Below are 16,424 nucleotides of genomic sequence, written 5' to 3'. Positions count from 1 at the left end.
AGAAGAAGTTGTGAGACAAGGAGACACTATAATGAAACCATCGCTTTCTCGTCGCTATATCCTCCCTCCACATATGTTGACCTCACTGGCCCAACATGGCACCCCCGAGCAACGCACCAAAGCCTTGCAGATGCTGGGTCACGATCACTCTATTCGCACCATTCGTATGGCTCAGGGATTGCTCACGAGCAAATATGTCGGGGTCCGGCCTGCGCTTAATACTGATAAGGCGCTTCATCGCATCGTGTACGACGTCCATGGAACAAAAGATCTACCGGGTGCGGTGGTTCGTACAGAGGGGCAGCCTCCCATTCAAGATACCTGCGCCAACGAGGCTTACGATGGCGTCGGCTGGACGCATGCGTTCTATCTCCAGATTTATGGTCGCAACTCGATCGACGATGCCGGTATGCCGCTGGATGCGTCCGTACACTACAGCCATCAATACGATAACGCCTTCTGGGATGGCGAGCGCATGATTTTTGGCGATGGCGATGGTCAGCTGTTCAATCGCTTCACCTGCGCCGTCGATGTTATCGGTCACGAACTTACCCACGGCGTCACTGAGGATGAGTGTCACCTGGCCTATGTAGGCCAGTCGGGCGCGCTCAACGAGTCGATCTCCGATGTATTTGGCTCCCTGGTCAAACAGTATGCCCTGCGTCAGACCGCCGACCAGGCCGACTGGCTGATTGGTCACGGCCTCTTCACCCAGCAGATCAAAGGTGTCGCCCTGCGTTCGATGAGCGCCCCTGGTACCGCCTATGACGATCCCCTGCTGGGACGCGATCCACAGCCCGCCCATATGAGCCACTACGTGGATACCGTTGAGGACAATGGCGGCGTACATATCAATTCGGGTATCCCTAACCATAGCTTCTACCTGGTCGCCACACGTATCGGTGGCTATGCCTGGGAGAAAGCGGGACGCATCTGGTACGAGACCCTGCGCGATTCACGCCTGCGTCCCACCGCGAACTTCCGCATGTTCGCGCGCCTGACCCTCTCTAACGCAGAACGCCTGTATGGCGCCAGCAGTCCGGAGTGGTCGGCTGTCCATGATGCCTGGGAGCAAGTAGGAGTCCAGGTACCAACTCTGGCAAAGGAGTACTAAGGTGCGAATTCAGCTACGCATCGAGGGGGGCTTCTTCCCGCTGCCCGGATGGCATACGCCCAGACTACTGGATAGCGCCACCCTCTCCATGCAAGATGCCAACGAGCTGCGACAACTGGTGCAGGAGGCCAACTTCTTTGCACTGCCCTCTGTACTGAATACGCCTGCCCCAGGATCCGCCGATTACCGCACCTACTATCTCGCCGTCGAAGACGGCAGCAGATGCCACGCGGTTCAAACCAGCGATCCCGTCCCCGATCCCCACATCCAGGCTTTGATCACATTTGTCATGCAGCACATCTCCGCCAGCAAAAACACCTGAGCCCCTCGCTCACAAAAGCCCCAGGCCTGGTTTTAGATGCCATCATAATGGTATCTAAAACCAGGCCTACCCTCTATCGCTTTCCACCCACCTTCAAGCCCATTTCTCGCAGCATAACCACCACCATCTATCTCCTATCTCCTTGACAAAACCGCTACTTCTCACTACTATATAGTTATACATAGTAAGTATTACGAAGTATCTGACTCTCATAATCATCGCCTGCAGCATGCCTGCGTTTTCGCGCCTGCGACGCTCAAAGAGATATTGTGCCTGCGACGCTCAAGAGGGTATTTATATATTGCTGTATCGGGCGTGCGGATGCGCGCCCGATACAGCAATATATAAATACAAATGCGGCCGCGCAGTGGACGCGCGTGCGGGGGCGCTCACATGCCCCGCTATGGCGAGAGTAAGACCTACTCTATACGAAGTATATGACAGGAGAAGATCATGCGTATCAGACGCAACTCCTCTTTGGATCTGGGACGTTTCTCTGATCCATCTCTGCTCATCCTTTCTAGTCTGGCGAGTGGGCCGAAGCACGGCTATGCCATGATTCAGGATATCGAGCAGTTCTGTGGTACCCATCTGGAGGTGGGGACATTATACGGTGCGCTCGCTCGCCTGGAAAAACAAGGATGGATAGAGGCCCTGGCGCTGGTTGAGCGTCGTCGACCATATCAACTGACGCAGTTGGGTATCACTGTGTTACGCGAACAGCTCGCGACAATGAATCAGGTGGTTTCTACCGGTCAACAACGTCTCGCGACCATCTAGTTGTACAGATAGGGTATATGAGTATGAGACAAACTTCTCGATCCACTTTGTATCAGCGTGGAGGACGATTGCTGATCAGGCTCTATCCCGCGGCCTGGCGTGAGCGCTACGCCGAGGAAATGATCCAGATTCTGGAAGACTCACCACCAACATTGCTAACGCTCTGCAATCTCTTTATCAGCCTTATTGATGCCTGTATGCACCAAAATCTTGTTCAAGGAAGAAAATTTCATATACTCCAAAAAATGCGTTCAAACGGACTTGTCATCTACAGTGCCACATTGCTGTTCTTCGCCGCCTGGTTTGTTGTACAGTTGCACGTTCATGCGCCTGACGAACCCCGGATTCTTTTGAGCTTTCTCTCGCTCTCCCCTGGGCACCTGCTTGTGAATCTGGTGCGCTTCGTAACAGGTCTCTTGCTGCTCACGCTTGCTCTTGGTGGACTGCCCCTCCTGCTTGCCGCTTGCTGGAAAGCGGTGCAAAACCGTAATGGAAGCGCCTTGTTTCTCTGTCTGCTGGGCCTGGTCAGTCCAATTGTGACCCTCGTGCTGGTAATTCTGATACAGGTACCTCTTCTCGTGGCTCCGTTTGTCATTCTCGCGGGTTTGCTTGTCGATCTGGCGCTTATCTTCTTCGCGGTCCAGCATGTTGCTCCCAGCCGGCGCGTGACCTCTTACGCGCTTCACTTGGCTCTGCTGATTCCCCTGATCATGCTGATCGGCCTGGCCACGCTTCTGCCCGCCATACTGCCATCCTTTAGCGATCCAGGCAATGACCCATTTTATGTTATGCGTGAAGGATCGCTGTTTCTGATTATGGGCGCGACATTCGTCTGCGCGCTCGTTGCCCTTAAACAGGGCTTCCAGGCCAGACAAACGCTTGAATTCCCTCTACAACAAGAAACCATTACAATGTAAGGTCCTGACAGAAAAAATGATAAGCCACATTACTGGCTTCTATAGTTTGGAGCCGTTAGGTAACTCACTATACCAACGGCTCTATGCATTATAATTGGCAGTGAAATGTAACACTTATTCATCAATAGTACCTATTGTAATATCTCCTTCATGATAAAATTCAATGACATATTTTTCCTCAAAGGAAAATACCCATATATCAAAACTCACGATAAGTACGTCTTCTATCTGTTCAAAAATTTTCCTTAGTGATGAGCATTTAACAATAGGAAGCGTAAATTCATCCCACATGATGAAGGCGGGAGAATCTAGATCTTTTATCCAATTTCTCGAGATCGATGAAAGTCCTTGTATTGACGATATTTTGATTTTCTTTTCTATTTTCGTCCAATCAACTCTTCCTCTCCTGGTCATTGGAATAGAACGCCAGAACTTTTCTCTCATATCACGAATTTCACTCATAGAGAGCACATTGGCACTATCTCCGAGAGATGCAAGACACTCTTCAAGCGCTGTCATAAATAAAGTCTTTCTCCTCCACTTTGACGCCAAATTTGACACTAAACAGGTTGGATTTTACTCATCTCTATTAGACAAGAATAGACAAAAATAAATCCTCCTACAAGCTCAATAGCTTGCCAGCCAGTATAGAGCAAAGCGCACACTATTTGTGTTATACTCAATAATTGAATATGGGACTAGCGAAGAGCCAGAGGGACGATAATGAGCACGATTACAATTTACAATGAAATTCAGACCGCTTTGTCTCACGGTGAAAAAGTCGCCATCGCCACGGTGGTGAAGACCATGGGAGCGGCTCCCTGCCCAATCGGTAGTAAGGCGTTGATCCACCAGGATGGCTCGATGCAGGGCAGTTTTGCGGGTCCACAGACCGATGGCAAGGTAGCGCAGGAGGCGCTCAAGGTGTTGCGCGAGGGGAATCCCGCCTCGGTTCACATCCATCTGGATGCCGATCAGGGCGAGGCGGTTGGCAGCTGCGGCGCCACGCTGGAGGTGTTCTTTGAGATCCTGCGTCCCGAGCCGCGCCTGATTGTCGCCGGCGCGGGTTACGTCGCCCAGGCCCTCTCCCGCCTGGTCGCGAGACTGGACTTCCGCATGATCGTGGTCGATGATCGCCGTGACCTGGCCGAGTCGCAGTCCTTCGATAGCAAGGTGCAGATGACCTTCGGCGATATCCCTCAAACCATTCGCGCGCTGGAGCCAGATGAGGCATCCTGGATCGTTATCGTGACCCGTGGCCATAATCTGGATAAAGAGGCCCTGCGCGCCGCCCTGAATACACGGGCAACCTACGTTGGGATGATTGGCAGCCCCTCCAAGGTCAAGCGCATCTTCCGCGAACTTCTAGAGGAAGGGATTGAGCGTCAGCGCATTGAGGGGGTTCATGCCCCCATCGGCCTGGATCTTGGCGCCGAAACGCCAGATGAAATCGCCCTGAGCATCGCCGCCGAGATCCTGATGCTGCGCAAAAATGCCAGCGGCGCCTCCCTCAAAACCATGCACAATCTCCTGGATGCTGACGAGCATACCTCCGATCATTCCACCAGAGGATCGGTCACCGTGTAATGTCATAAACATCGCGGTAAGGTGTGTGACGGACCCCGGCCGGCCGGGGTCCGTCACACACCTTACCGCGATGTTTGTTGTTTGCCCTCTTGCATGTAACCTCGAAGCATACTATCATAGGCAATGTGCGCGAAAGAAGTGTTTTTTAATTGGAGTCAACGATGAATATTCTCCCACTTGCCTATCTTTTAAGCGGGGGCTGGCTACATATCGGCCCGCCGTATATCTACATTAATATCGATCCGGTCCTCGTGCATCTGGGGCCGCTGGCGGTGCGCTGGTATGGCCTGATGTATGTGGTGGGCATTATGGTTGGTTTATGGGTCATCAAGGGCTATACTACCCGCAAGGGCATCGACCAGGATACCGTCTATCGTATCCTCTGGTGGTGTATCGCGGCCGGACTTATCGGTGGCCGTCTGTATTTTGTGGTGCAGCAACCGCACCTGGTAGAAAACTATCTCATGCAGCCATGGCGCATCATAGCGACCTGGGAAGGTGGCATGGCCTTCTATGGCGCGATCTTCCTGATCATCCCAACGCTTTTCTGGCGCGCCAAAGTTGAGCGTATCAATCCACTGGTCCTCATTGATGCGGGCGTGCTGTTCGGAGCGGCGGGCCAGATTTTCGGCCGTATCGGTAACCTGATCAATGGAGATATCATTGGCTTTCCCAGCACGCTACCCTGGTCGACCGTCTATCAGAATCCCAATAGCTGGGCCTGCCTCAATCCAAGTACCTGTAATGTTCCGGTTCAGCCGGCGGCCGGCTACGAGCTGATCATCAACCTGTTTGTGCTTGGTATCATGCTCTATCTCGCGCGCCGCGTGCGGCGTCCCGGCATCCTCATGCTGGTCTACCTGTTTAGCTATACCATCTCACAGTTCTTCATCTTCTTTGCGCGCCAGAACGACATAGTAAGCTTCCTGGGCATCGACATTGGCCTGAAACAGGCACAATGGACCTCGTTGGTCGTCTTCATTCTACTGTTCCCCCTGACCTACTGGGTGATGCGTACCTCCAGGCCTGTGCCAGATGGAGAGGTTGCCGCCACCTACGGCATTCCACAGAAACCTAAGCCCGCGCTGGAAAAGAAGGTCATCACCGAAGAGCTGAGCGAGGCGCCAGCGCTTGTAGCGGAGGACGCAGAGACAACCAGTGTGGATACAGAGATCCCAACGACAGAAAGCGAGCGGGCGGAAACGGGCCACGAAGGGGAAGAGGTGACCACTCCGCTTACTACAGAACAGTCTGATGGCTCCGAGGTCCAATCGACTCCTAAAGGAAGCGGGCAGAAATCGTAAGACATTCAATCAAAGAAACAGAAACTCGCCGCAACGTGACGTTGCGGCGAGTCTTTTTTTCCTGTCAAGGATGCTAAAACCGGCTGTGCCAACACATAGCCAACTGCACGCTACTTCTCAGTCGTGTTATAATGCGCCTGAATGTTTCCACTTTTGCTGTCCCGAAATAGAATGGTTGGAGTAGGCATCTCGTTGTATCGCATGTTTATGCATGGAAGGCTGGCCCCTATATTATGCTCATTACACGGATTGAGTTAGAGAATATCAAAAGTTATCGTCAGGTCTCGGTAGATTTTCGTCGTGGTACGACGGCGATCAGTGGCTCCAACGGCTCCGGGAAGACTACGCTGGTTGAGGCGATTGGTTTCGCGCTCTTTGGCTACCTCTCGTATAACCACGATCAGTTTGTGCGTGAGGGAGAGAAAAGCGGCCGCGTCCTGGTCCACCTGATTGGCAGCGATGAGCGCCCATATACGGTCGAGCGGCGCTGCGGCACGGGTGCGCGCTGGCTCGTCTACGATGAAGAGGCCGATATGCGCCTGGAGCAACGCGCCGATGTGCTGGATAAACTGCACGAGCTGTTCGGCATCGATCGCGAGCGCTCGCTGGAGGCGCTGTTCCGTGATGCCCTTGGTGTGCCACAGGGTACCTTTACCTCTATTTTCCTGGAGACGGCCGCCAAGCGCAAACAGACCTTTGATGCGCTGCTACAAATCGAAGATTATCAGACAGCCGCCAAATATTTGCTGGGCACGCAGAACTACTATAAAGATCAGCGACAGGAGCAGCAGGCCACCATCGACCGCCTGCAGTATGAGACACGCGAGCTGGATGCCTGGCGCGAGGATCTGCGCTCCAAACGTCTGACGGAACAGGGGCATGCCGATAAGAACCTGCAGCTAAGCGAGCAGTTGAGCCACAACGAGAAGCGTAAAACCATCCTGGAGCAACAGGCGGAACAGGTACGCAACCTGGAGGTCCAGTTCAACCAGGCCGAGACGAAACATAACTTTGCCCATTCTATTTTACAGGATCGCCAGCAACAGCTGCAGATCGCACGCGAGGCCCAGCGCATCGTGCAGGAAAACCAGGCGGCCTTCAATCTCCATCAGGAGTCCAATGCGAAGCTGCGCCAGCTGCGGCAGGATGCCAACGATCGCGACGCGCTGCGTCAGCAACAGGCCAGGGCGCAGAATCTGCAGATCCAGGTCAGCGAGCGCATCAGCCACCAGCAGGAATATTTACAGGAAGTGGAGCGCGCCCGGCGGCGCATCGCCGACCTGGCGCCTCTGGTGGAACAGCAGGTTGAGCTAGAACGCCAGCGCGACGAGGCTCGCCAGCAGAGCCAGCGCTACAAGGACGTCTGCGCCGAAGGGGTGCGACGCAAAGAACGTCTGCAGGCGCTACGGCAGGAACAGGAACTGTGTCAGCGCAAGATTGCAACGATCGAACCGCTACTCCCGGTGGCCAATCTGATCGAGATACGCACCGAGAAACATACCCAGCTCCGCCTGCAGGTCACCACGCGCACACAGAAACAACAGCAGCTCAAAGAGAAGACAGCCCTGCTGCGTGAACGCAAGCTTGAAAGGGAGCCCCTGATCGAGCCTCTGCGCAAAGCCGAGACCAGCGTCCGGCTGATTGAGGAGCATCGCCAGGAAGCGGAAGAGATGCCAGAGATCGAGCAGCAGCTCAAGGTCCTGGACGATCAGCGCATCCGCATTGAGGGCAATATCGAGGGCTACGCCCGCTCCAAGGCAGAATCCGCCGGCGGCCAGTGTCCCTTGCTTAACGAGAGCTGCCTGAATATTCGTCGCCTCGGCATCGTCAGCCTGGAGTCCTATTTCGAGAATCTGCTGGTCGAGGAACGCGAAAAGATCGAGCAGATCGCGGTTCAGCAGCGCACCCTGAACCGGCGCAAGAGCCAGATCCAGAGATACGCGGATGCCCTGCCGCGCTTCGCCGAATATGTGGAGCGCCGCGATGAGCGCGCCGCCAACATGCGGCGCCTGGAGCGCGAGATAGACCGGCTGACGGACGAGATCACGGTCCTCAAGCAAGAACTGTTGAGCATCGACCAGGTCGATCAACAACTGCTGCAGGCGGAGAAAGAGCTCAAGGAGAGCCGGCTGGCAGACACGCAGGTCCGTGGACTGGACGGCCTGAAGCAGCAACTGGCGCAGTTGCAGAAGCAGGGAGAGCAGCTTGAAGAGGAGATCGCGGCTTTGCGACAGGAAGCCACGCAGTTTCAGGGCAGCGCCGCCAGACTTACGCAGCTTGAGACTGAGTTGGCCGCCCTCAATGATCCTCGCTCCGAGAGCCGCGCCCGGCAAGAGACCATCGCCAGGGAAACCATCTATCAGCAACAGTTGGGTGAAGAGCAGCAGCGCCTGCAGGAGGTCCAACAGCAGTTGCAGGTATTGGAGGATCGGCTGGCCCATTACATCACGCTGGATCAGGATATCGCCCTCCAGGAGGTCACTATTCAGCAGAACCAGGCTGGCTACCATCTCTATCTCCAGCATCAGAATGAGGCCAGCACCCTGCCCGAACGCGAACGGGCTTACCAGCAGCAACAGACACTGGCAGCCGAGGCCGAACAACATCTCCAGCAGGTACAGCGCGCCTTTAATGAGGCGAAAGCCGCCTTTCAGCAGCAAGAGCTCGACCAACTGCGTGTAGAGATCGAAAATATACGCGGTGAGCAGATCCAACTGGTAGAGCAGATCAAGAATCTGCAAGGGGAGATTCTACAGCTAGAGCAGAAGATCGCGCAGGCCGAGGCCTTGCTGGTCGAGTTAGAGGCCGCTCAGGCTGAATACCAGACTCTGGATGATCTGCATAAGATGATGGGGCAGTTCCGCGACCTGATTAAAGATGCCGCCCCGCATGTGCTCCGCGCGATGCTGGCCGATATTTCAGCGGAGGCCAATCGTATCTTCGGCGAGGTGATGGGTGACCGGCGAGCCACACTCGCCTGGCGCAATGACTACGAGATCATCCTGCGCCAGCAGGGCGTCGATCGCAGCTTCGCCCAGCTCAGTGGAGGTGAGCAGATGAGCGCGGCCCTCGCGGTACGCCTGGCCCTGCTCAAGAAGCTCTCCACACTCAACGTCGCCTTCTTCGACGAGCCAACGCAGAATATGGACGAGCTGCGCCGCATGAACCTGGCCGAACAGATCCGCCGCGTGCGCGGCTTCGATCAGCTCATCGTCATCAGCCACGACGATACCTTTGAGCAGGGATTGGATAGCCTGGTGCGCCTGAGCAAGGAAAATGGTGAGACCCATATCCTGGATGATGAAGATGGCGCGCTACCACAGGCGGACTTCGAGCAGGCCTGGCAGCATACAAGCGGCACGCAATCCCAGTTGCAAGCAACCAATTAGTCAGGGAGGAACAAGATGCTGCACAAAGGTAAATTGCAGGCGGCGCTGAACGCCAAGAAGGGACAGTTTTCGCTCTTCGATGGGTCGTTCAACGAACAGCTGGGCATGTATCAGTACGCGCTGGAACACCTGTACGAACGCTATCCCTCCAGTTCGCAGCTGGAACATATGCTGCCACCCGATGAGATCGGCATGCCTTCGGCCGGAGCCCGCCCGACGCTGGAGTTCGATCGCTGGCTGGTAAATGCCGTCAATCAGACCTATCACGGTCCCGTCTTTCCCTTTGGGCGCGATTTCGGTACCCATGAACAGGCCCGGCAATGGGCCGAGTGCATCGAGGGCGTCACCACCATCGCCGTCGATGGTAGCCAGCTGATGCCATGGCGCGACGCCTCGATCCCGGTGGGACTGGTGCAGGTAGGCTTCTTCGTCAATCCCCACTCCCGTGGCCGCACCTATACCAAAGATGTGCGCATGGAGGTGCTGGCCCCCGAAGAATTGATGGATGACACCAAAAACGACACGGAGGACCCCGATAGCTATCCGTACTCGGAAATGCAGGTGACCCAGCGCCGCTACCTGCTGGAGGTTGAGACCATCTGTGATCTGATGCGCCAGCAGGCGGCCGCGCGCCGTGAGGAAGATCCCATCTACAGTCCAGTGGTGTTCTTTGATGGTTCGCTGGTCGTCTCATTCGCCCTGACCATGCCCAATCCCTACCGCCAGCGCTACATCGATGCTGCCCTCGCCCTGCTGCGCACATCGGAGGAGCTACGCGTCCCATTGATCGGCTACATTGACACCAGCTACGCTCGTGATATGATTACAATGTTACGCCGATTGGATGCGACCCTACCCAGACCGGTGTTGCGCGATACAAAAAAGATTCACGACGCCCTGCTCTGGCGCGGCCATCTACGCTGGGGAGATCGTACGCCGGCCATGCTATGCGCGCGCAACGACGTGCTGGAAAGCTACGGACCCGACCATAACAGCGTGGCCTTCTGCTATCTACAGACCACGGCGGTACGCCCTCCCACGCGCCTGGAATTCCCGCGCTGGATGCTCGACGATGGCATTCTCGAACCTGTACTGGATATCGTACGGGCGGAAATTATCGCCGGCAACGGCTATCCCTACGCCATCGAAACCGCCGACGCCGTCTCAGTGATCACGATGCAGGACCGCAACGAATTTTACGGCCAGTTCCAAACCTTCCTGGAACGCCAGGGCGTCAAATTCACCTACTCAACCAAATCACTCAGCAAAAATAGAAGACGCTAGAACGCGTGAAGGCAGTAGGTGTGTTGGCACAAGCGGGTCGCGGCCGCGACCCGCTTGTGCCAACACACCTACTGCAATTATATCGGCGCCATATGACGCAATGCGGGAGGTGCAGGAGGGCTAGCCGCCCTCCTGCCGGGGCTTGGGGTGTCCCCAAAATCTCCCCCTCGCGGGAGGTGCAGGAGGGCTAGCCGCCCTCCTGCCGGGGTTTGGGGTGTCCCCAAAATCTCCCCTCCCCCGCCTGCGGCGGGGGAGCGACGCCGCAGGCGTCTACGCTTTTAAAGCGTTTTAACAGCGCAAGCTGAACCATTATAAGTGAGCATACAATTGCACGCAAACAATATGTTATACTTGCTATAACATATTGTGCGTCGGTTCTCTAGAAATCAAAGCGAAGAAATTGTCTTATGTCACGTTCGACAACACATACATTTACCTGTCCTTGTGGACAAGTCTTTAATGGCCAGGCCTATGAATATGTTAATGTCGCGGATGATGCCCATCTGCGCTACGTAGTGCTGGCCGGATTAATCAACGTCTCAACCTGTCCTAATTGTGGCAGGCGAGCCGCCATCTCGATGCCGTTTGTTTATTCCGATCCAGCTTACAATCTGCTGGCCTATGTACATCCACGGGCCGACGCGCCTGAAGATGCGCGCCTGCTGATCCTGGAGAAACTGCGCGACGTCTATATGGATGCTACCAAGCTCCATGAGCAACAGGATAAGGCTGGCGAGTCCAGCGGCAACAATGGAGGACGCGTGGTCTCTCTTTCGGCCTCCGAGGCGAAGGATATGCCTCCCCTGAAGGTGGTCTTTGGCCTGGAGCAGTTGAGTGAGCTGATCAATAACGAGCTGAGCCCGGAGGATCGCCTGGGACGGCTGGCATTGAGTACGCAGAGTCGCAGCGAGGCGGAACGTGGTCAGTTCCACGATATTACACGCAAGCTGGCGACCGAGATGGGCTGCTGCATCGAGGTAGAGGATATGCCCGATGAATATACCGTCTGGCTCTATGGATCGCGCCGCCAGGTCGGTGCTTTGATGCGCGAGCTGGCGACACGAGGATAAATGATGATTACAATTGGGATATTGACAGTCAGCGATGGTGCGGCACAGGGGGTGCGGCAGGACCTCAGTGGGGCCCGTGCGCGCGAACTGGTGGCTCAGCTGCCCGATGCTACGGTTCAACTACAAAGTGTGGTACCCGATGAGCAGGAACAGATCTCGACGCTCTTACGCAACTGGTGCGATGAACATAAAATCAACCTGCTGCTGACCACCGGTGGCACCGGTATGGCTCCCCGTGATGTCACACCAGAGGCGACCAGGACCGTCATCGAACGGGAAGCCCCAGGCATCGCCGAGGCGCTACGCGCTATCAGCCTGAAGTATACGCCGATGGCCATGCTGTCACGCGGTGTAGCCGGTGTTCGTGGCCGTACCCTCATTATCAATCTCCCCGGCAGCCCCAAGGCCGTCCAGGAGTGCCTGGAATATGTCTTACCAGTTCTCCCACACGCCATCAACCTGCTCATTGAGGGACCGAAGGAACATTAACTATCATGGGCTTACACTCCAGGGTGGAGAGGGAATATACGGAGTACACTGGCCATACCGATAATGTCTTCGCGGTTGCCTGGTCTCCAGACGCCACGCGTATTGCATCGGGTGGGCGCGATAATACGGTCCACATCTGGGATCCATTGACCTGTCAGCAAATCCTCACGTTTCATGGTCACCCAACCTGCGTGCTGGCCCTCGCCTGGTCTCCTGATAGCCAGTACTTGGCCAGCGGTTGCACCAGTGGCCTCGTTCATATCTGGCAGGCCAGTACTGGTATGATCATCCATACGTATCGCGGTCATAGACGTTTCGTACGCACGGTATCCTGGTCGTCCGATGGCACCTGTATCGCATCAGGTGGCGATTATGGCGATAACTCGGTGCAGGTCTGGCAGGCATTTGATGGCAAGCACCTGTATACCCATGGTGGGCAGTACCGGGTCTTTTCCGCCCCATGGTCTCCTCGGGCCGCACGTATCGCCTCCAGTTGTTTTGAGGACAACGTCCAGATCTGGGACGCCACCAGCGGGATGCATCAGCTTCAGTATAATGGTCATAGTGGGCCTGTTTATGCCACGGCATGGTCGCCCGATGGGACGCGCATCGCATCGGCGGGCCACGATCGCCAGGCTCACATCTGGGATGCCTCCAATGGGCAGACGCTATGCACCTATCGCGAACATACGCACATTATCAAGGCCATCGCCTGGTCGCCCAATGGAGACTTTTTGACCTCAGCCGGCAACGATACCGTGCTGCAGGTCTGGAACGCCGAAACGGGACAGCTCCTGGTTTCAGAACCACGGCTGCACCAGCATTGGATCCGCAGCCTATCCTGGTCACCCGATAGTACCGTGATCGCTTCGGCCAGTCAGCGCAGCGTCCACCTCTGGCCGTGGCAGCAATCGCGCTATTAAGGTCTAGCCCAGATGCATCTATTCTTGTGCTTCAGGCGTACTAAAAACGTGCCATCGGCTAAATCATGATGATGGGTTGTAATGAGGAGGTGGCCTCCGGGATCTGACACAGCAAAGATGCGCCCCTGCTATAAAACCATCTGAAGATCCTGGGAGGACACACGGAAAGGAATTTGTATGACAACATATCAGACACCGCTTGTGATAGGTATTTTTCAAGATGAGATACAGGCTAAGAATGCGGTTGATGCGCTGAAGAGTGCCGACTTCCGATATGACCAGGTCGGAGTCGCCATGAGCTCTTCAATGAACGCTACATCTAATTTGCAGGCTGACCTCGTCAATCTTGGCGTTCCTGAAGAGCAGGCACACTATTACGATGAGGAGTATAAGTCTGGCAAAATAGTTGTCTCAATCCGCCCCGATGGCCGTGATAGTGAGGTGCAGGATATTTTGACCAGGAGCGGAGCTTACAATTACGAGCAGCGAGAACCTGTTATCACCACTTCAGCGCCAACCTCTCCAGAGAGCGAAACCGCTGATGACAACGTGCAGGCGCAAGATACAAACTCGGCCACCCCGGATACTGCACAGGATGAGCCTGCTGATACAACCGGGGAAAAAACAGAGTAGGTCCAATCCTTTTTTGTGTTGGTGTATGGAGTGCGTATCCGCGCACTCCATACACCAACACAAAAAACTAGCGCGGCCGCGCAGTGTAGCGTCAAATAACTTTCTTTTCTAACCACAAAAACCTATCCCCTGGGATTATTTAACATTCTGTTAACATTGCCATAAAGCATAGTTAATTGATTAGTGATAACGTATAGTGGGTAAAAAGAAGAATACTAATCCAGCACATCATAAAACATGTGCCCATACGATCAGTAAAACATAGAGAGAAATGTATGTGAGGGGAACTCAATGGATTCCCAAGCTGTACATCATTCTCCATCCTTATCACAATCAGGAATATTCATGAATTACCAGCAAAATTCTTCGTCGGGCCATAGCACGGCATCCACAGCCAGCGTCGATGAGGTTGAAAAAGAAGTCGCTCACATGGGTCATTTTGATCCCACCCGGACATTAAATGCCCGCGCAGATGTCAGAATCGAAGTGAAAAACACCAACTTTTTTTATGGCTCCAAGCAGGCACTATTCGATGTTTCGCTCCCCATTCTGGATCGCCAGGTTACCGCTTTGATCGGGCCATCGGGCTGCGGCAAATCAACCTTTCTGCGCACATTGAATCGCATGAATGATCTAATCCCCGGCACGCGCACCTCGGGGCAGGCCATCTTTGACAACGCCAATATTCATGATAAGAAGACCGATGTCGTCCTGCTGCGGCAACGCATCGGGATGGTGTTCCAGCGCGCCAATCCTTTCCCCAAATCTATCTTTGATAATGTCGCCTATGGCCTGCGGGTTCAGGGGAAGTCGCGCAAATTTATTGAGGAACGCGTGGAGTATAGCCTGCGCGCAGCGGCCCTATGGGATGAGGTGAAAGATCGCCTGCGTACCTCGGCTATGGGTCTCTCGGGCGGCCAGCAGCAGCGGTTGTGTATCGCGCGGGCGCTGGCGGTGCAGCCAGAGGTCCTGCTGATGGATGAGCCGTGTTCCGCCCTCGATCCGATCGCCACCCTCAAAATTGAAGAGCTGATTACCGAACTGGTGAAGGAGTATACTATTGTTATAGTGACGCACAATATGCAGCAGGCTGCACGCGTTTCACACTATACTGGCTTCTTTCTCAGCGGCAAGTTGATCGAGTACGCACCTACAGTTCAGCTCTTTGAACGGCCTTCACGAAAAGAGACCGAGGACTATATCACAGGTCGTTTTGGCTAGGCAATGGCAAGAGGCAGGGAATTTCAGTGGCACGAAAAATATTGGTGGTCGATGATGAAGCAATTTTGCTTGATACCATCTCTTATAACCTGGAGCAGTCGGGCTACCAGGTAATCAGGACGGGCGATGGTTTGAGCGCGTTAGAGGCTGCCCGCCGCGATCCTCCCGATCTTGTTGTGCTGGATATCATGCTGCCTGGCATCGATGGTCTGGAGGTATGCCGCCAGCTGCGCCGCGACCGCGCCACCGCTCAGGTTCCGATTATCATGCTGACCGCTAAAGCAGAAGAGATTGATAAAGTGGTGGGCCTGGAAGTGGGAGCGGATGACTATATGACCAAACCGTTTGGGCGGCGCGAGTTGCTGGCGCGAGTGCGCGCCTTACTGCGTCGCGTCGATTATCCGGTCAAAGAGGAAAGCAACCAGAATGCAGTTTCCTTCGACGACGGACAGCCTAGACGCAAGGAATTGATTGTGGGACCGCTCGCCATCGATCAGGCCGGTCGCAAAGTGAGCAACCATGGACAGAATATTGAGCTTCAACCCAAACAGTTTGACCTGCTGACCTACCTGGTGCGCAATCGGGGGACGGTTTTGACGCGCGACCAGCTACTGCACCATGTCTGGGGCTATGACTATGCTGGTGATACACGCACAGTAGATGTACATATTCGCTGGCTGCGCGAGAAACTGGAGGATGAACCCGCCAACCCCAGGCTGATTCAAACGGTACGCGGTGTGGGCTACGTGTTCCGTGGCTAACAGGGAGTTGGGAGCAAATTATAAACAACACAGAATAGAAGAAGGCACGCATACATCCTCGTTATAGTCTGTATGGCACCTTCTCTTTCTCACCTTATTAGTAGTTGGCTACGCTCTGGTCTCGTCCAGCGTCTGCAGCAGCTTCTGGTAGACGCTATCCAGGTGTTCAGGCATTACCTTGACATCCCCGATAACCGGCATGAAATTGGTGTCCCCATTCCAGCGCGGCACGATATGATAATGAATGTGCTCGGCAAAACCAGCGCCCGCGACCTTCCCCATATTGATCCCCATGTTGAAGCCATCTGGATTCATAGCTTTTCTGAGCGCTCGCAGGGCCCATTGCGCCTGCGCCATCATGTCCGCGAGTGTTTCCGCACTCAACAGGTCCAGCGCCCCGACGTGTTCATAAGGCGCTACCATCAGGTGCCCGTTGTTATAGGGATACAGGTTGAGCATCATAAAACAGTGCTCGCCCCGGTGCAGAATGTGGTACTTTTCATCTTCGTTTGCGGCTGGCTGCGTGCAAAAAATACAGCCCGGTGGGGGTGGATCCTTTGGTTCTATAAATGCCATGCGCCACGGCGCCCATAATTGTTCCATTGTATTCGACCTCAAATCATGTCCATA

16 protein-coding genes are annotated in these 16,424 nt (G+C 54.8%); 14 read left to right on the top strand and 2 right to left on the bottom strand.

What is annotated here, in order from left to right; all coding sequences use genetic code 11:
* Nucleotides 1-31: 31 nt before the first annotated feature.
* From KTT_RS12525 to KTT_RS12510, 4 genes are all read left to right on the top strand, one after another.
* Nucleotides 32-1,114, top strand: coding sequence for a M4 family metallopeptidase (locus KTT_RS12525; RefSeq protein ID WP_126596293.1), 1,083 nt, complete (start codon nucleotides 32-34; stop codon nucleotides 1,112-1,114).
* A 1-nt stretch (nucleotide 1,115) separates the two neighbouring features.
* A complete protein-coding gene (locus tag KTT_RS12520) occupies nucleotides 1,116-1,436 on the top strand; it encodes a protealysin inhibitor emfourin (RefSeq protein WP_126596292.1) in 321 nt (106 codons plus the stop codon).
* 453 nt (nucleotides 1,437-1,889) lie between these two features.
* Nucleotides 1,890-2,216 carry a PadR family transcriptional regulator gene (locus tag KTT_RS12515; RefSeq protein ID WP_126596291.1) on the top strand — a complete coding sequence of 109 codons (327 nt, stop codon included), beginning with the start codon at nucleotides 1,890-1,892 and terminating at the stop codon, nucleotides 2,214-2,216.
* 23 nt (nucleotides 2,217-2,239) lie between these two features.
* Nucleotides 2,240-3,133 (top strand): hypothetical protein, encoded by an 894-nt coding sequence (locus KTT_RS12510; protein ID WP_126596290.1) that lies wholly within the window; start codon nucleotides 2,240-2,242, stop codon nucleotides 3,131-3,133.
* Nucleotides 3,134-3,247: 114 nt separating this feature from the next.
* On the opposite strand, the gene KTT_RS12505 is transcribed toward KTT_RS12510, so the two are convergent.
* Nucleotides 3,248-3,652: a CDI toxin immunity protein gene (locus KTT_RS12505; RefSeq protein ID WP_126596289.1), complete on the bottom strand. Its 405-nt coding sequence runs from the start codon at nucleotides 3,650-3,652 to the stop codon at nucleotides 3,248-3,250.
* 204 nt (nucleotides 3,653-3,856) lie between these two features.
* Here KTT_RS12505 and KTT_RS12500 point away from each other — a divergent pair, with 204 nt between their 5' ends.
* The 10 genes from KTT_RS12500 (at nucleotide 3,857) to KTT_RS12455 (ending at nucleotide 15,794) form a co-directional block, all read left to right on the top strand.
* Nucleotides 3,857-4,720: an XdhC family protein gene (locus KTT_RS12500; RefSeq protein ID WP_126596288.1), complete on the top strand. Its 864-nt coding sequence runs from the start codon at nucleotides 3,857-3,859 to the stop codon at nucleotides 4,718-4,720.
* Between the two features lie 161 nt (nucleotides 4,721-4,881).
* Nucleotides 4,882-6,024: a prolipoprotein diacylglyceryl transferase gene (gene lgt, locus KTT_RS12495; RefSeq protein WP_126596287.1), complete on the top strand. Its 1,143-nt coding sequence runs from the start codon at nucleotides 4,882-4,884 to the stop codon at nucleotides 6,022-6,024.
* A 233-nt stretch (nucleotides 6,025-6,257) separates the two neighbouring features.
* Entirely contained in the window at nucleotides 6,258-9,413 is a 3,156-nt protein-coding gene (locus KTT_RS12490) for an AAA family ATPase (RefSeq protein WP_126596286.1), read from the top strand.
* Nucleotides 9,414-9,428: 15 nt separating this feature from the next.
* Nucleotides 9,429-10,697, top strand: a complete 1,269-nt coding sequence (locus KTT_RS12485) for a DNA double-strand break repair nuclease NurA (protein ID WP_126596285.1) — start codon at nucleotides 9,429-9,431, stop codon at nucleotides 10,695-10,697.
* 407 nt (nucleotides 10,698-11,104) lie between these two features.
* Nucleotides 11,105-11,767 carry a CpXC domain-containing protein gene (locus tag KTT_RS12480; RefSeq protein WP_126596284.1) on the top strand — a complete coding sequence of 221 codons (663 nt, stop codon included), beginning with the start codon at nucleotides 11,105-11,107 and terminating at the stop codon, nucleotides 11,765-11,767.
* Nucleotides 11,768-11,770: 3 nt separating this feature from the next.
* Nucleotides 11,771-12,256, top strand: a complete 486-nt coding sequence (gene mog / locus KTT_RS12475; RefSeq protein ID WP_126599576.1) for a molybdopterin adenylyltransferase — start codon at nucleotides 11,771-11,773, stop codon at nucleotides 12,254-12,256.
* Between the two features lie 5 nt (nucleotides 12,257-12,261).
* Entirely contained in the window at nucleotides 12,262-13,179 is a 918-nt protein-coding gene (locus KTT_RS12470; RefSeq protein ID WP_126596283.1) for a WD40 repeat domain-containing protein, read from the top strand.
* Nucleotides 13,180-13,356: 177 nt separating this feature from the next.
* A complete protein-coding gene (locus KTT_RS12465; protein ID WP_126596282.1) occupies nucleotides 13,357-13,812 on the top strand; it encodes a hypothetical protein in 456 nt (151 codons plus the stop codon).
* Nucleotides 13,813-14,241: 429 nt separating this feature from the next.
* A complete protein-coding gene (pstB, locus tag KTT_RS12460; RefSeq protein ID WP_126599574.1) occupies nucleotides 14,242-15,033 on the top strand; it encodes a phosphate ABC transporter ATP-binding protein PstB in 792 nt (263 codons plus the stop codon).
* A gap of 26 nt (nucleotides 15,034-15,059) precedes the next feature.
* Nucleotides 15,060-15,794 carry a winged helix-turn-helix domain-containing protein gene (locus KTT_RS12455; protein WP_126596281.1) on the top strand — a complete coding sequence of 245 codons (735 nt, stop codon included), beginning with the start codon at nucleotides 15,060-15,062 and terminating at the stop codon, nucleotides 15,792-15,794.
* A gap of 108 nt (nucleotides 15,795-15,902) precedes the next feature.
* Here KTT_RS12455 and KTT_RS12450 read toward each other — a convergent pair whose 3' ends face one another.
* Nucleotides 15,903-16,397: an HIT family protein gene (locus KTT_RS12450; RefSeq protein ID WP_126596280.1), complete on the bottom strand. Its 495-nt coding sequence runs from the start codon at nucleotides 16,395-16,397 to the stop codon at nucleotides 15,903-15,905.
* Nucleotides 16,398-16,424: the final 27 nt, after the last annotated feature.

The organism is Dictyobacter aurantiacus (assembly GCF_003967515.1).
GTDB classification, from domain to species: domain Bacteria; phylum Chloroflexota; class Ktedonobacteria; order Ktedonobacterales; family Ktedonobacteraceae; genus Dictyobacter; species Dictyobacter aurantiacus.
Note: the sequence above shows the minus strand (reverse complement) of the source record. Positions and strands in the feature narration are given on the sequence as shown.

Excerpts from the sequence above, each read along its gene's own strand:
- KTT_RS12525 (WP_126596293.1), top strand. The coding sequence starts at position 32 with ATGAAACCATCGCTTTCTCGTCGCTATATCCTCCCTCCACATATGTTG.
- KTT_RS12515 (WP_126596291.1), top strand. The coding sequence starts at position 1,890 with ATGCGTATCAGACGCAACTCCTCTTTGGATCTGGGACGTTTCTCTGAT.
- KTT_RS12510 (WP_126596290.1), top strand. The coding sequence starts at position 2,240 with ATGAGACAAACTTCTCGATCCACTTTGTATCAGCGTGGAGGACGATTG.
- KTT_RS12505 (WP_126596289.1), bottom strand. The coding sequence starts at position 3,652 with ATGACAGCGCTTGAAGAGTGTCTTGCATCTCTCGGAGATAGTGCCAAT.
- KTT_RS12500 (WP_126596288.1), top strand. The coding sequence starts at position 3,857 with ATGAGCACGATTACAATTTACAATGAAATTCAGACCGCTTTGTCTCAC.
- lgt (WP_126596287.1), top strand. The coding sequence starts at position 4,882 with ATGAATATTCTCCCACTTGCCTATCTTTTAAGCGGGGGCTGGCTACAT.
- KTT_RS12490 (WP_126596286.1), top strand. The coding sequence starts at position 6,258 with ATGCTCATTACACGGATTGAGTTAGAGAATATCAAAAGTTATCGTCAG.
- KTT_RS12485 (WP_126596285.1), top strand. The coding sequence starts at position 9,429 with ATGCTGCACAAAGGTAAATTGCAGGCGGCGCTGAACGCCAAGAAGGGA.
- KTT_RS12480 (WP_126596284.1), top strand. The coding sequence starts at position 11,105 with ATGTCACGTTCGACAACACATACATTTACCTGTCCTTGTGGACAAGTC.
- mog (WP_126599576.1), top strand. The coding sequence starts at position 11,771 with ATGATTACAATTGGGATATTGACAGTCAGCGATGGTGCGGCACAGGGG.
- KTT_RS12470 (WP_126596283.1), top strand. The coding sequence starts at position 12,262 with ATGGGCTTACACTCCAGGGTGGAGAGGGAATATACGGAGTACACTGGC.
- KTT_RS12465 (WP_126596282.1), top strand. The coding sequence starts at position 13,357 with ATGACAACATATCAGACACCGCTTGTGATAGGTATTTTTCAAGATGAG.
- pstB (WP_126599574.1), top strand. The coding sequence starts at position 14,242 with ATGGGTCATTTTGATCCCACCCGGACATTAAATGCCCGCGCAGATGTC.
- KTT_RS12450 (WP_126596280.1), bottom strand. The coding sequence starts at position 16,397 with ATGGAACAATTATGGGCGCCGTGGCGCATGGCATTTATAGAACCAAAG.